A 12,626-nucleotide genomic window follows, 5' to 3' on the forward strand; every position below is an offset into this window, starting at 1 on the left:
CCAAGGCAACCGCCTTGATCACCCGACTGCGAATATCCTGAGAATAACTCTTGCCCATGATCCACCTCCAAGACGAGGGAATCACAAACCAGTCCAATTGGGAATCCTCCGCGATTCACATTTGGAGAGGGATGCTCTAGCCCCGCCCCTTGCGCTTGTTACAGACGGCGTGGCCGAGCTGGAGGTTGGTCTCATCATCCGGTCCGCCGCGCGCGAGGGCGTGGATATGGTCGAAGGTCGGGCGCTGTTTTTTCCAGACCGTGGCGTGGCCGACCGTGAACCTAGTGGACGGCATGGGTTTGCCGCACAGGGCGCAATTACCGCCCTGTGCCTGCCAGAGGCGCTGGAACAGTTTCGTTGCGGGTGGCGCGAATTCCTGGCTCACAGGCCGTCCGGCACCGGCCAGCCGCGCCGCGCACAGCCTGCGAGCACCGTGTTGCGCAGGAGGCAGGCAATGGTCATCGGGCCGACGCCGCCCGGCACCGGCGTGATATGGGCGGCAACGGGTTCGCAATCGGCAAAATCGGCATCGCCGACGAGGCGCGTCTTGCCTTCACCCTTTTCGGGTGCCGGCACGCGGTTGATACCGACATCGACAATCGTGGCGCCGGGTTTGACCCAGTCACCCTTGACCATGTTCGGACGCCCGACGGCGGGGACCAGAATGTCGGCCTGGCGGCAGATGGCGGGCAAGTCGGCGGTGCGACTGTGAGCGATGGTGACGGTGCAGTTTTCCGCTAGGAAGAGGAGCGCGGCCGGCTTTCCGACGAGGATCGAGCGGCCGATCACGACGACATGCTTGCCGGAGAGATCGTCGCCCAGCGCGCTTTTCGCGAGGATGACGCAGCCGACCGGCGTGCACGAGCGCAGGCCCGGCTTGCCGAGCACGAGGCGACCGGCGGACACTTCCGTCAGGCCATCGACATCCTTGTCCGGGTCGATGCACTCGATCGCGCGGTGCTCGTCAAGGCCCTTGGGCAAGGGCAGCTGCAGCAGGATGCCATCGATGCTGTCATCGGCATTGAGCCGTGCAATCAGGTCTTCGACCTCGGCCTGTGTGGCAGTGGCGGGCAGCTGGTGATGGACCGAGACCATGCCCGCCTCTTCCGTGAGCCGGACCTTGGAGCGGACATAGACCTGGCTGGCGGGGTCGTCACCGACCAGAACGACCGCGAGTCCGGGCTGGCCGGGTAGCTGGCTCACAGCGCTGGCGACCTTCGCCCGCACCTCGGCGGCTACACCGGTTCCGTCGATCCGTTTCGCACTCATTCCCGCATCATCCCTGCCAGTACGGCCGCCAGATCCGGCGGCCCGTCAATCTCAAGGCCTTTTAGCCGGTTCTTGCCGCCCGTCACCACCCTGACGGCAGACTTCGGCACGCCGAGATGCCTGGCGATGAGTTTTTCGACTGCCGCATTGGCCTTGCCGTCTTCCGGAACGGCACGGACGCGCACCCGGAAATAGGTGCGTCCGGCAGCATCCGTTTCGGGGCCTTCAATCCGGTCGGCCGACGCATTTGGCTGCACGCGGACGGCGAGCCGATGCATGCGCTAGAAGGGCGCGATCGTGAAGCCGTAGCGAACGATCAGGCGCCGCAGGAAGAAGATGAGCAGGAGCACGGCCATGGGCGTCAGGTCGAGCCCGCCGAGCGGAGGGAGGATTCGGCGGATCGGCGCGTAGACCGGTTCGGTGATCCGCTCGAGGCCGCCCCAGATGCTGCGCACGGTGGGGTTCTGGATCGACAGGACCTTGAACGCGACCAGCCAGGACATGACGGCCTGGACGATGATGATCCATTTCGCGATGGTCAGGAGAAACAGGATGACGTCCAGTATTGCGCGCATTGAAAACTCTCCGGAAACAAGGTGGCTTCAAAGTGTCACTTAGGATGTGTTGGTAAGGGGATGCAAGGTCAGCGCTGTCGCTTTACCCTGCGACATGGTTTGCATCGGGCCGGTGCCGGATTAGCTCTGGAGGATGCCGCGGGAGGGCACACGGGTATGATTGAAACAGAAACACCCCTTCGCCCGCTGACCCGCCTGCAACAGGGGATGATCGCTCTGGCCATGGTCGCCATGGGCGCCGGCATGACGATCAATTTCGTGGTCGTGGCGCCCCTGGCCCGCAAGGCCGGGCTGACCGAAATCCAGGTGGCGGGCATCCTGACGCTGTCGACCGTGATCTACACGATCATGATCCCGATCTGGGGCCGGATCGCGGACCGGGTGGGCCGCAAGCGCGTGATGGTCTTTTCCCTGTTCGCCATGGGCCTGACCAACATGGCCTTCCTGTTCGCGCTGAGCGCCGCACTGGCGGGCGTCGTGACCGGGATGACGACATTCTTCCTGCTGGTGTTCGTGCGGATTTGGTTCGGCCTGCTCTCGCCGGGCCTGCAGCCCGCCTCGATGGCCGCGATGACGGACGCGACGACGACAATGACCCGCGCCGGTGGTCTCGGCATGCTGGGCGCGGCGATGAGTGTCGGCTCGATCCTCGGCCCGGCCGGCGCTGCTGTTCTGGCCCCGTTTGGCGCGCTGGTGCCACTCTGGGGCACGATCATCCTCAATCTGGTGGTCGGCGTCATCCTGGCTTTCGTCCTGCCGCGCAGCCGCGACCGGGTGCGCGAGAGCCACCGGCCGAAACCGCTCGCCTTCACCGATGCCCGCGTGCGGCCGCACCTGATGTTCCTGTTCGTTTATTTCGTGGCCATCGGGATGATACAGCAGACCGTTGGCTGGTTCATTGAAGACCGCTACGAATTCGTCGACACCGCCGCACGTTCCGCAGGTGAAATGGCGGTCCTCTTCACCGGCATCATCTTCTCCTGCCTCGCCTTTTCGATGATCGTCGTGCAATTCGGCTATATCGCGCCCCGCAAGCCGGATCCGCGCCGTATCCTGCCCATCGGACTCAGCCTTGTGACCATTGGCTATGTCTGCGCGGACACGTTCCACCCCTTCTGGGCGATGTGCCTGAGCTTTCTTGTCGTGGGTGTGGGCGCGGCGCTGGCCGTACCGTCGGCCAACGCGCTCGGCAGCCTGTCGGTCTCACGCGAGGAACAGGGCTCGGCCGCTGCGCTTCTGGCAGCGGCGCCGCCTGCAGGGTTTATCTTCGGGCCGCTGATCGGCGCCACGCTGTATTCCATCATGCCAAGCTTGCCGCTCGTGGCATCCGCTAGCGTTGTCGGCATACTGGCCGTCTACGCCTTCGTCGTCACGGCGCGCCGCCCGATCAACCCATAATGAAGGCGTTGAGCTTGTTGCCGTCCGGATCGCGGAAATAGGCAGCATAGAAGCCGCTGTCGCCGCGCGGCCCCGGCGGGCCTTCGTCCGTGCCGCCATGCGCCATGGCGATCTTGTAGATCCGGTGGACCTGGTCCTTGTCCTTTGCCTGCAGGGCCACCATCGTGCCGTTGCCAGTCGTCGCCGGCTGGCCGTCAAAGGGCAGCGTTGCAGCGATTCCGGCCGGGCCGTCGGGCGTGCCCCAGGCAATGAACGTGTCGAATTCCATCATCCGCGGCGTGCCCATTTCAGCGGCAATCGCGTCGTAGAATTCGGCGGCACGGGCGAGGTCGCACACCCCTAAAGTTACATATCCAATCATGTCCTTCTCCCCAATTGAAGAGAAGAACATATCATGAACGTGTGTTCTGAACCAGCCCCTATTGGGCTGAAATTCCGCCGTCGACCAGGAGCTCGGAGCCGGTCACCAGCTTGCTCTCGTCCGAGACGAGATAGAGAACCGCATAGGCGATATCGTCGGGCTCGCCGACCTTGCCGAGCGGTATCTGGCGACCGAGTTTTTCGAGCGCCTTGTCCTCGCCGAACATTTCCTTGGTCCGGTCGAGGATCGGCGTGTTGATGAAAACCGGGTGGACCGAGTTGGAACGGATCTGGCCGCCGGTCTTGGCGCAATGCAGGGCAATGGATTTCGACAGGTGGCGCACCGCAGCCTTGGCCGTGTTGTAGGCCACATAGTTGCCGCTCGCGATGATGCCGGCGATCGACGAGATATTGACGATCGAACCCAGGCCATGGTCGCGCATCAGAGGGATCGCATATTTGCAGCCGAGGAAGATGGAATCGACGTCGACCGTCTGGACCTTCTTGAACATGTCATAGGTCTCGTCCTCGACACTGCCGAGCGAGCCGATGCCGGCATTGTTGACGAGTACGTTGAGCCCGCCCATCGCCGCATGCGCGGCTTTCAGGACCTCCTGCCACTGGGCTTCGTCTGTGACGTCATGCTGGAAGGCGAAGGCGGTGCCGGCGCCATGCGCGGCATTGATCTCGGCGGCGACCTTTTCGGCTCCCGCGCCGTTCACATCCGTCAGCGTGACCTTGGCACCTTCTTTTGCCAGCATCTTGCTGATCGCTTCACCGAGGCCTTGTGCGCCGCCGGTGACGAGTGCCATTTTTCCCTGAACCCTGCCCATACCTGTTTCCTCTCAATTTTTTCTGTGGCCTTCTCCCTAGCAGGCGAAAGTGATGGGGGCCAAACTCATTCTTTCCGGAATCCGCTTGATGCTCGAGCCATTCGGAGTGATCCTGCCGGACATGACACAGGGCGCTGATCCTGATCGGGCAGAAGCCCATTTCCACTTGTTTGATACGGCCATTGGCCCGTGCGGACTGGCGTGGAATTCTGCGGGCCTCGTCCAGGTCCAGTTGCCAGAGGCCAGCGAGGCGGCCACCGAGACGCGGCTCGGCGGGGGCGCCTCGGCGAGATGGACCGACACGCTGCCCCGGTCGATCCAGAATTGCGCGGGGTGCATGCGCGCCTATTTCGACGGCGAGGCCATCGACTTTACCGATGTTGCACTCGACATGGGCCGGGCAAGCGCCTTCAACGCGCAGGTCTATACCGCCCTGCGCAAGGTCGGCTGGGGGCAAACGACCACGTATGGCGCGCTGGCGAAGACGCTTGGCGATCCGCACGCCGCGCGGGCGATCGGGGCCGCGATGGGCAAGAATCCCTGGCCACTGATCGTGCCCTGCCACCGGGTGCTGGCGGCGTCCGGAAAGATTGGCGGATTCTCGGCCTATGGTGGCCGGGCGACCAAGCGGCACATGCTGCAGCTGGAACGCGCTGATGCCGACGGAGCCGCGCCGATGCTGCCGGGCCTGTTCGACTAATCGGGTGCGCGGCGGCGCTGTTGCTCTCATTTGCGGCGCAACGTCGTGATGCGTTCCGGAAAGCGGCCCAGTGTTTCGGCGCGGCACACGCGGTCGGTCCGGAAGTGGCGGAAATCCTGGCGCAATTCGCACCATGCGCCGATGAGTCGGACCTGGTCCCAATAGGCGAGCAGGAAGGGCCAGATGACACGGCGCGTAACATTGCCCGTCTCGTCAGCATAGCCGATGGCCATTTTCGTCTGTCCCCGGATCGCCCTGCGGACCAGCGCGACGTCGAAATTGTCTTTCGGGCGCTCACGGTAGCTGACCGGGACGAGGCCGGAATCGACAATCACCGGCTGCAGCTCGCGTGGCACGGCAACTGTCAGCTTGGCGATCAGGTCGCGCGCGGCCACTCATTGCGCGCCGAGCACGGCGGCTTCCAGCTCGTCCGCCGTCAGCATCAGCGCCGGCATGTCGTAGCCGTCTTCCAGAACATAACCGGTGCCCGCCTCACCCCGGATCGGCACGCGCTGGGCGATCAACTCGGCCATGTCGCGGTAGAGCGTACGCAGCGAGACTTCCAGTTCTTCGGCAAGCGCCTGTCCGGTCACCGGCGCACGGTGGCGGCCCAGGACCTGGATGATCTGGAACATGCGTTCGGTGCGTCTCATTTTACGGATCCTACCGCCATACTACTGAAACCATGCTGTCAGCAGGCTTCGCGTATCAAGCCCCTATCGCAACCACGATACGGAGACTGACAATGATTACGCTTTATGGATGGGGCCCGCTGTTCGACTGCCCCTCGCCCAGCAATTACGTGATGAAAACGGATATCCAGCTGCAGATGCTGGGGCTCGATTTCGACCGCGCCATCGCCGACCTGGAATCAGTGCCGAAACACAAGGCGCCCTATGTGATGGATGGCGATACCCTCGTACAGGTCAGCAATTTCATCCGGGCACACTTTGAAAGAATGCTCGGCAAATCACTGGATGCCGGCCTGACGGATGAACAGCGCGCAGCCAGCCGGGCCCTCGAGCGGATGCAACTCGCAGAATGGGACCTGCAGGCCCTGGCGATCCAGCTGGCCGCCAAGCCCTTCCTGTTCGGGGACAGACCGACAGCGGCTGATGCCAGCGTTTCGGCCGTACTGATTTCCTGCGCGACCGAATTCTTCGAAACGCCGCTGTCTGACCTCGTACGTGATCACACGAACCTCGTCGGCTATATGGAACGGATGACAACACAATATTTCGCGAAAAATCGCTGGCCAGTGTCGGAAATGGTCTGATCCAGGTGACGCGTAACTCGCAAGCCTGACACCGTTTCTGTTTTTGTCACGCCTCTACATGGACAGCCTGCGCGTTCACGGGGATGCGCAGGCTGCTGTGCATGGGGGTACGGGAGAGCATGTCGTGCTGAAATACCTGCAATTCATGACGCAGATCGACGTGCCACGGATCCTATATCTGGTGAAGGCCTTCGCTGCGGCTGTATTGGGCACCATACTTGTTGCCACGCTAACAAGTCTGCTCATGCCGGAAAGTGCCGCACCTGATGCCCGCGACCGGACAGGCCCTCCGATGATCGGCGTGCTCGTGATCTGGCCCATCTTGTCCACGCTGGTGATCTGGGCCCTATTGGCCAGGCTGAGGCGCATCACGCCGACCTATTGGCATGCCGCCGGTGCATCGGCGCTGGTCTTCTTGGTCCTGTTCAGCATCGGCGCGGGCCTGCAGTCGGGCCTGATCTTTGCCTGGCCCTATTTCCTCTATTCGCTGACATTCCTGGCCTGGCAGCCCAAGTCGGATGCTGACGCCTTCATCATGACCGGGCTGCTCCAGTCGGCCGTTATGGCCCTACCAGCCCTGATCATCAGTTCGTAGGCGTGAATCGGGCCCGATTGATGAAATTCGCAACATCCTGTTCAGCCGGCATATACCGCCGCCATGGTAACCATATTGGATGCTCCGCATGCTCATTGCCTCGCTGATCGCCCTCTATGCCATCGCCTTCGCGTTTGGCGCGCTGTCGGCTGTGCGCTGGCCATCGATCATGATGCTGGTCAGCTGGATGGTGCAGGACGATATCGCGAGCGGCCTCGACGCCGTCGACTGGCGGGCGCTCGGCATTACCTATGGCGCGCCCTACCTGCTCGCCGCGCTTTGTTTCTATTGCTCTGCCGTGATGATTTCCGGACGCCGCAGCGGCGGTGTGCTCTGGTACGTCATGGGCCTCTGCGCCGGATTCCCGACGGTCTATCTTGTCAGCTTCGAAAGCGGCTGGTGGCAGGATCCGAGCATCGCTGAAGGCGCCGTGGCAGGGGCCGCGATCGGCGCTGTCCTGCTGTTGAGCGCCGTGTATGAACTTCGCAAGCGGGCACCGGTCCGCGTGATGCAGCCCGAGGCCGTTGCCCCGGCCGCCGTCGCGCCCGACCTCGTCCCTGCCGCCCCTTTCCCCGAACCCACGGTCGCCGTCGTCCGTCCCCGCGCCGCGCCGCCGAAGCCCGTGTTCGTGCCTGCAGCCATTGCGCGCCAGCGAGCGAGTTTCGCCGCGCACGGCCGCCGCATGAACGCAAAACGCAACGAGCCGCGCACCATCCGCCTGTTCTGATTGGTGATTGCCGATTCTCCCGCTACAGCCTAAAATGAGGCGGAGGCCATGGGAGGCACGTCGAGATGAATTCCAGAACACTAGCAGCCGCCGCGCTGACGCTGCTGTCTGCCTGGCTATTGTGGCAGGGCCTGTCGGCAGTGATCATGATCACTGGCCGGGGCAGCCCACTGGGCGACGCCCTGCTGCAACCCCCGACCAGCCTGATTCGCATCCTCGGCGCGTCAATTATCCTGATTGGCGCCCTCCTCGCCCTGGCGCAACGCGCGGGCGGCGCACTGCTCGCTGCCCTCGGTACAGTCCTGTTCCTCCTGTTGCCGGTCCTGATGGCCGCATCCGGCGTGGATTCGAACATGTGGATGGACGAGGCGATTTTCTCGGCGGTCCTGATCGCCCTCACGATTGCCCTTTTTGTAATCAAGCGGCGGAAAGCCTGAAAGCGCATCAGCCGCCGCATTGATTTCGCACCCAAAATGCCTAGGTTGCAAGCACTCGCCGTAGAGGCTCCTTCAGCAAGGCAGAAAATCCCATGTCAGAGACCTATGATGTCGTCATTATCGGTGGCGGCCCAGGCGGCTACAATTGCGCCATTCGCGCCGGACAGCTTGGTCTGAAGACCGCCTGTATCGAGATGCACAGCAAACTGGGCGGCACCTGCCTGAATGTCGGCTGTATCCCGTCCAAGGCCCTGCTGCATGCGTCGCAGATGTATGCGTCGGCACAGAACGACTTTGCCGGCATGGGCATCAAGGTCGGCAAGCTGGAACTCGACCTGCCAACGATGATGGCCCAGAAGGAAGAGGCTGTGGACGGCCTGACCAAGGGCGTCGAGTTCCTGCTGAAGAAGAACAAGGTCGATCGCGTCCACGGCAAGGGCAAGATTGTCGGCAAGGGCAAGGTGGAAGTCACCGGCGCGGACGGCAAGAAAACCGTGCTGGAAACGAAGAATATCGTGATTGCCACAGGCTCCGAGCCGACCAACCTCCCCGGCATCGCGATCGACGAAGAGCGTGTTGTCACGAATACGGGCGCATTGTCGCTGACCTCCGTGCCGAAGCGGCTGGTGCTGATCGGCGCCGGCGTGATCGGACTTGAGATGGGCTCGATCTGGGCGCGCCTCGGTTCCGAAGTGACAGTCGTCGAATATCTCGACCGGATCCTGCCGCCTGCCGACGCAGAAGTGGCGAAGGAAGCCCAGAAGGCGTTCAAGAAACAAGGCCTCGACTTCCGCCTTGGCATGAAAGTCACAGGTGTCGATAAACTGAAGAGCAAGCTGAAGCTCAGCATGGAGCCCGCCAAGGGCGGCGACAGCGAGACGATTGATGCCGATGTCGTGATCGTTGCTGTCGGACGCCGACCGTTTACGGAAGGCCTTGGTCTCGAGAGCATTGGCGTCAGCCCCGACAAGCGCGGCGTGATCCAGCCCGTGGAAGGCCAATTCAAAGTGGCAGACGGTGTTTGGGCGGTCGGAGACTGCATTCCGGGACCGATGCTGGCGCACAAGGCCGAGGACGACGGCGCAGCGGTTGCAGCACTGATTGCCGGCAAGGCAGGCCATGTCGATTACAATCTCGTGCCGAGCGTCGTGTACACGAATCCGGAGATCGCCTGGGTCGGCCAGAACGAGGAAGAACTGAAAGCCGCTGGCGTCGACTATGTCAAAGGCAAGTTCCCCTTCATGGCCAACGCGCGCGCGCGCACCAATCACGAGACCGTCGGCTTCGTGAAGATCCTCGCCGAAAAGGGCACTGACAGGATTTTGGGGGCGCATATGATCGGCGTTAGCGTCGGTGAATTGATTGCCGAAATCTGCGTCGCGATGGAATTCGGCGCCGCGTCTGAAGACGTTGCCCGCACCAGCCATGCCCACCCGACACTCTCCGAAGCTGTCCGTCAGGCGGCCATGGGTGTCGAAGGCTGGACGATGCAGATGTAGTCGGACTATGCTTCCGGCATGTACACGCATGCCGGAGCCGGGTGGAACATCAGGCCGTTCGTCAGGAACGACCGTGTACCATGCCTGCGCATCTTCCGGGACTGTCTTCGCGCCTTTCCGTGGCGGGGTGAGTGGCAGGCCTTTTTGCCCGCCCTGCAAAATGCCTTTGCCAGCGCTCGCGTTCTGGTCGCTGTCGAGCCGTCAGCCGGCGTGATCGGTTTCCTGACTGTGAATGTCTCGACTGGCTATGTCGACCACCTGTTCGTGCAAGAGGACTGGCGCCTGTGCGGGGTAGGGCGCGGCCTGCTTGATATCGCCCGCACCGAGGCCGGAAAGCCCCTGACCCTTGACGTCGACACACAGAACATGCCGGCGCGTCATGCCTATGAAAAACTGGGCTGGCATGTCATGGCCGATGCGAAGCCTTCGCGCTCCGGTGCGCAGGTTCGGCTCATCAGCCCTTGAAAGGTTCGGTCATGGATCTCGGAATTGATCAGATCAACGCCATGCTGCGCGGGAGTTCGGTCGCAAGCGATCCAAACGCGACGGTCGAAGAACGACGTGCCGGGATGCTGGCCGCAACGGCGGCCATGACTGCGCTGGAAACGGTGGAGATTTCGGAAACGACGCTCGGCGGGCGACCAGCGCTTGCCTTCCGACCACCGGCCGCCGTCGCGGGCAAGGCGCTACTGTACCTCCATGGCGGCGGATATGTCATCGGCAGTCCGGAGACCCATCGCGGCATCGTCTCGCATATCTGCGACGCCATGGGCGCAAACGCATGGTCACTCGATTATCGCATGGGCCCCGAGGGCAGATTTCCCGCGGGGGTCGACGATGCCGTTACCGCTTATCGTGAACTCCTGCAAACGCATACGCCGGGCGACGTCATCATCGCAGGCGACAGCGCGGGCGGCGGCCTTGCGCTCGCAGCGACCATGAAGGCGCGCGATACGGGCCTGGCCATGCCGGCCGGCCTTGTGCTGCTGTCGCCATGGGCCAATCTGAACCAAGTCGGATCAAGCTACGACACCAAGGCTGAGGCAGACCTCATGGTCAGCCGCGAGGCGTTGAACTGGTATGTCGACCAGTATCTGGGTGCAGACGGCAATACTGACGATCCTTATGTCTCGCCAGCCTACGGCGACTTCACCGGCATGCCACCGATGCTGGTCCAGGTCGGCACGGCCGAAGTGCTCTATTCAGACAGTGTGGCCGTGGCGGAACGCGCCGGGGCCGCCGATGTCGCGGTCACGCTCGAATGCTGGCCACACATGCCCCACGTGTTCCAAGCCTTTTATCCCTTTCTCGCCGACTCGCGCGCCGCGATTGCGCGGATCGGGGCTTGGGGGGCCGCGCAGCTGGGCCGTTAGGAATTATTCAGCCGCTCGCATGAGCGATTGCATCCGGTCGAGCCACGTGACCAAACGCACCCTGCCCTCGCCAATGAGGAAAAACCCCGTTAAGCGGGGACATGACCGAGACGCCTGCTTCAGATCCCGAAACCCTCTATGCCGCGCCCGCCAAATGGGTAGCCTCCGGCGCCGGCGCACAGGGCAACCTGTTCCTCACCGGGCGCGCGGGAACCGGCAAGACCACGATGCTGCGCAAGTTCCTGGCGGGAGCCGGTGAAAAGGCCGTCATCCTTGCGCCGACAGGTGTGGCAGCGATGAATGCCGGCGGCCAGACGATCCATTCCTTCTTCAAGCTGCCCCCGCGCCTGGTCGAGCCTACCGATATCAAACGGCTGCGCTCGACCCGCCTGATCAAGGCCGTGGAAACGGTGATCATCGACGAGATTTCGATGGTCCGGTCCGACATGCTGGACGCGATTGATCGTAGCCTTAAACTCAACCGCATGTCGAAGCGCCCGTTCGGTGGCGTGCGGATGATCCTGTCGGGCGACCTGCACCAATTGCCCCCGGTCGTTTCCAACAGTGAGGCGCCGATCCTGCAGCAACGCTATGGCGGGAGCTATTTCTTCAACGCCCGCGCGTTCAAGGAAGCCGAGTTTGCCTTGCTGGCGCTGAAACATGTGTTCCGGCAGGAAGACCCGCGCTTCCTCGCCCTTCTGGGCGCGTTGCGCACGGGGCGGGTCACGCCGATGGACGAGGCTGTGCTGCGCAGCGTGGTGTCGTCACGCAGCGCCGTCGATGCCTCGGAGACGCATGTCGTGCTGACGCCGAACAATGCCAATGCCAACCGGATAAATCAGGCCCGCCTCGCCGGTTTGGCCACCAAACCCAAGATATTCCCCGCCGAGGTGCAGGGACAGTTCGACGAGAAATCCTTTCCCACCGAGGCCGATCTTGAACTGAAGGAAGGCGCGCGGGTCATGCTGATCCGCAATGATCCCGAAGGGCGCTGGGTCAATGGCTCGCTGGCGACGGTCGAAGGCTTTTCAGGGCGAACGGTGATCGTGTCGATCGAAGGCCGGGTCTATGAGATCGAGCCGTCGGCCTGGGAAAAGTACCGTTACGAACTCGACCCGGAAACCAAGAAGGTGAAACGCGAAGTCGTCGGCACGTTCAAGCAGGTACCATTGCGCCTTGCCTATGCCGTGACGATCCACAAGGCGCAGGGCCTGACGCTGGACAAGGTGTTCATTGATTTCGACAGCGGCATGTTTGCCCATGGGCAGGCCTATGTCGCCTTCTCCCGCGCACGCACGCTGGAGGGGCTGGAGATCAGCCGCGAACTGCGCCCGCGTGACCTCGTGCTCGACCGCGAGGCCTTCGCGTTCGGGAAACTGGAGACCATCGAGGATACAGATGCCTATCTCCTGGCCCGTTTCGCCAAGGAAGACAGTGCTCTCATCTAGAGCGGTTCTGTCTTTGACAGAATCGGACGGATTCCCAGACACTTCGAACTCTGATTCAGTTTCCGGACTGGAAGAGGAGGTTTATCACCATGGGCAAGTACTATTCCGTTGATCTTCGCGAACGTGCCGTGGCGGC

18 protein-coding genes are annotated in these 12,626 nt (G+C 62.7%); 10 read left to right on the forward strand and 8 right to left on the reverse strand.

From position 1 onward, the window contains the following. Positions 1–136: 136 nt before the first annotated feature. Genes ACESNB_RS05805 through ACESNB_RS05820 form a run of 4 tightly spaced genes read right to left on the reverse strand, consistent with a single transcriptional unit; the run spans position 137 to position 1,844 of the window. A complete protein-coding gene (locus ACESNB_RS05805) occupies positions 137–385 on the reverse strand; it encodes an HNH endonuclease (RefSeq protein WP_373005194.1) in 249 nt (82 codons plus the stop codon). Then, on the reverse strand, positions 382–1,269 hold the full coding sequence (gene folD, locus ACESNB_RS05810; RefSeq protein WP_373005197.1) for a bifunctional methylenetetrahydrofolate dehydrogenase/methenyltetrahydrofolate cyclohydrolase FolD: 888 nt from the start codon (positions 1,267–1,269) through the stop codon (positions 382–384). The genes ACESNB_RS05805 and folD overlap by 4 nt, the downstream gene beginning before the upstream one ends. Beyond that, a complete protein-coding gene (locus ACESNB_RS05815; RefSeq protein WP_373005199.1) occupies positions 1,266–1,547 on the reverse strand; it encodes a DUF167 family protein in 282 nt (93 codons plus the stop codon). Before ACESNB_RS05815 ends, folD begins: the two co-directional genes overlap by 4 nt. Before the next feature lie 3 nt (positions 1,548–1,550). Then, positions 1,551–1,844, reverse strand: a complete 294-nt coding sequence (locus tag ACESNB_RS05820; protein ID WP_373005202.1) for a YggT family protein — start codon at positions 1,842–1,844, stop codon at positions 1,551–1,553. A gap of 156 nt (positions 1,845–2,000) precedes the next feature. Between ACESNB_RS05820 and ACESNB_RS05825 the strand changes: the two genes are divergently transcribed. Next, on the forward strand, positions 2,001–3,242 hold the full coding sequence (locus tag ACESNB_RS05825; RefSeq protein ID WP_373005205.1) for an MFS transporter: 1,242 nt from the start codon (positions 2,001–2,003) through the stop codon (positions 3,240–3,242). Here the strand turns inward: ACESNB_RS05825 and ACESNB_RS05830 are convergent. Beyond that, positions 3,232–3,603, reverse strand: coding sequence for a VOC family protein (locus tag ACESNB_RS05830; RefSeq protein WP_373005208.1), 372 nt, complete (start codon positions 3,601–3,603; stop codon positions 3,232–3,234). The genes ACESNB_RS05825 and ACESNB_RS05830 overlap by 11 nt on opposite strands. Before the next feature lie 58 nt (positions 3,604–3,661). After that, positions 3,662–4,435 carry an SDR family oxidoreductase gene (locus ACESNB_RS05835; RefSeq protein ID WP_373005211.1) on the reverse strand — a complete coding sequence of 258 codons (774 nt, stop codon included), beginning with the start codon at positions 4,433–4,435 and terminating at the stop codon, positions 3,662–3,664. Positions 4,436–4,487: 52 nt separating this feature from the next. Here ACESNB_RS05835 and ACESNB_RS05840 point away from each other — a divergent pair, with 52 nt between their 5' ends. After that, a complete protein-coding gene (locus tag ACESNB_RS05840; protein WP_373005214.1) occupies positions 4,488–5,135 on the forward strand; it encodes a methylated-DNA--[protein]-cysteine S-methyltransferase in 648 nt (215 codons plus the stop codon). A 26-nt stretch (positions 5,136–5,161) separates the two neighbouring features. Here the strand turns inward: ACESNB_RS05840 and ACESNB_RS05845 are convergent, their stop codons facing one another. Together ACESNB_RS05845 and ACESNB_RS05850 are read right to left on the reverse strand one after the other, a co-directional pair. Beyond that, entirely contained in the window at positions 5,162–5,530 is a 369-nt protein-coding gene (locus tag ACESNB_RS05845; protein ID WP_373005217.1) for a helix-turn-helix transcriptional regulator, read from the reverse strand. Continuing rightward, on the reverse strand, positions 5,531–5,788 hold the full coding sequence (locus tag ACESNB_RS05850; RefSeq protein WP_373005220.1) for a helix-turn-helix transcriptional regulator: 258 nt from the start codon (positions 5,786–5,788) through the stop codon (positions 5,531–5,533). Between the two features lie 92 nt (positions 5,789–5,880). On the opposite strand from ACESNB_RS05850, the gene ACESNB_RS05855 reads away from it, so the two are divergent. The 8 genes from ACESNB_RS05855 (at position 5,881) to ACESNB_RS05890 (ending at position 12,490) form a co-directional block, all read left to right on the forward strand. After that, positions 5,881–6,411 carry a glutathione S-transferase family protein gene (locus ACESNB_RS05855; protein ID WP_373005223.1) on the forward strand — a complete coding sequence of 177 codons (531 nt, stop codon included), beginning with the start codon at positions 5,881–5,883 and terminating at the stop codon, positions 6,409–6,411. A gap of 43 nt (positions 6,412–6,454) precedes the next feature. Further along, positions 6,455–7,006 (forward strand): hypothetical protein, encoded by a 552-nt coding sequence (locus tag ACESNB_RS05860; RefSeq protein WP_373005226.1) that lies wholly within the window; start codon positions 6,455–6,457, stop codon positions 7,004–7,006. Positions 7,007–7,094: 88 nt separating this feature from the next. Further along, entirely contained in the window at positions 7,095–7,733 is a 639-nt protein-coding gene (locus ACESNB_RS05865; protein WP_373005229.1) for a hypothetical protein, read from the forward strand. A gap of 65 nt (positions 7,734–7,798) precedes the next feature. Continuing rightward, positions 7,799–8,170, forward strand: a complete 372-nt coding sequence (locus ACESNB_RS05870; RefSeq protein ID WP_373005232.1) for a hypothetical protein — start codon at positions 7,799–7,801, stop codon at positions 8,168–8,170. A 92-nt stretch (positions 8,171–8,262) separates the two neighbouring features. After that, positions 8,263–9,669: a dihydrolipoyl dehydrogenase gene (lpdA, locus tag ACESNB_RS05875; RefSeq protein WP_373005235.1), complete on the forward strand. Its 1,407-nt coding sequence runs from the start codon at positions 8,263–8,265 to the stop codon at positions 9,667–9,669. A gap of 18 nt (positions 9,670–9,687) precedes the next feature. Then, entirely contained in the window at positions 9,688–10,134 is a 447-nt protein-coding gene (locus tag ACESNB_RS05880; protein WP_373005238.1) for a GNAT family N-acetyltransferase, read from the forward strand. A gap of 11 nt (positions 10,135–10,145) precedes the next feature. Next, on the forward strand, positions 10,146–11,042 hold the full coding sequence (locus ACESNB_RS05885) for an alpha/beta hydrolase (protein ID WP_373005241.1): 897 nt from the start codon (positions 10,146–10,148) through the stop codon (positions 11,040–11,042). Between the two features lie 101 nt (positions 11,043–11,143). After that, on the forward strand, positions 11,144–12,490 hold the full coding sequence (locus ACESNB_RS05890) for an ATP-dependent RecD-like DNA helicase (RefSeq protein WP_373005244.1): 1,347 nt from the start codon (positions 11,144–11,146) through the stop codon (positions 12,488–12,490). Positions 12,491–12,626 lie beyond the last annotated feature (136 nt).

The organism is Hyphomonas sp. (assembly GCF_041689225.1).
Taxonomy (GTDB): Bacteria; Pseudomonadota; Alphaproteobacteria; order Caulobacterales; family Hyphomonadaceae; genus Hyphomonas.

What these genes read in the sequence shown, in the direction of transcription:
- folD (WP_373005197.1), bottom strand. Translation starts at nt 1,269, where the DNA reads ATGAGTGCGAAACGGATCGACGGAACCGGTGTAGCCGCCGAGGTGCGG.
- ACESNB_RS05815 (WP_373005199.1), bottom strand. Translation starts at nt 1,547, where the DNA reads ATGCATCGGCTCGCCGTCCGCGTGCAGCCAAATGCGTCGGCCGACCGG.
- ACESNB_RS05820 (WP_373005202.1), bottom strand. Translation starts at nt 1,844, where the DNA reads ATGCGCGCAATACTGGACGTCATCCTGTTTCTCCTGACCATCGCGAAA.
- ACESNB_RS05825 (WP_373005205.1), top strand. Translation starts at nt 2,001, where the DNA reads ATGATTGAAACAGAAACACCCCTTCGCCCGCTGACCCGCCTGCAACAG.
- ACESNB_RS05830 (WP_373005208.1), bottom strand. Translation starts at nt 3,603, where the DNA reads ATGATTGGATATGTAACTTTAGGGGTGTGCGACCTCGCCCGTGCCGCC.
- ACESNB_RS05835 (WP_373005211.1), bottom strand. Translation starts at nt 4,435, where the DNA reads ATGGGCAGGGTTCAGGGAAAAATGGCACTCGTCACCGGCGGCGCACAA.
- ACESNB_RS05840 (WP_373005214.1), top strand. Translation starts at nt 4,488, where the DNA reads ATGGGGGCCAAACTCATTCTTTCCGGAATCCGCTTGATGCTCGAGCCA.
- ACESNB_RS05850 (WP_373005220.1), bottom strand. Translation starts at nt 5,788, where the DNA reads ATGAGACGCACCGAACGCATGTTCCAGATCATCCAGGTCCTGGGCCGC.
- ACESNB_RS05855 (WP_373005223.1), top strand. Translation starts at nt 5,881, where the DNA reads ATGATTACGCTTTATGGATGGGGCCCGCTGTTCGACTGCCCCTCGCCC.
- ACESNB_RS05865 (WP_373005229.1), top strand. Translation starts at nt 7,095, where the DNA reads ATGCTCATTGCCTCGCTGATCGCCCTCTATGCCATCGCCTTCGCGTTT.
- ACESNB_RS05870 (WP_373005232.1), top strand. Translation starts at nt 7,799, where the DNA reads ATGAATTCCAGAACACTAGCAGCCGCCGCGCTGACGCTGCTGTCTGCC.
- lpdA (WP_373005235.1), top strand. Translation starts at nt 8,263, where the DNA reads ATGTCAGAGACCTATGATGTCGTCATTATCGGTGGCGGCCCAGGCGGC.
- ACESNB_RS05880 (WP_373005238.1), top strand. Translation starts at nt 9,688, where the DNA reads ATGTACACGCATGCCGGAGCCGGGTGGAACATCAGGCCGTTCGTCAGG.
- ACESNB_RS05885 (WP_373005241.1), top strand. Translation starts at nt 10,146, where the DNA reads ATGGATCTCGGAATTGATCAGATCAACGCCATGCTGCGCGGGAGTTCG.
- ACESNB_RS05890 (WP_373005244.1), top strand. Translation starts at nt 11,144, where the DNA reads ATGACCGAGACGCCTGCTTCAGATCCCGAAACCCTCTATGCCGCGCCC.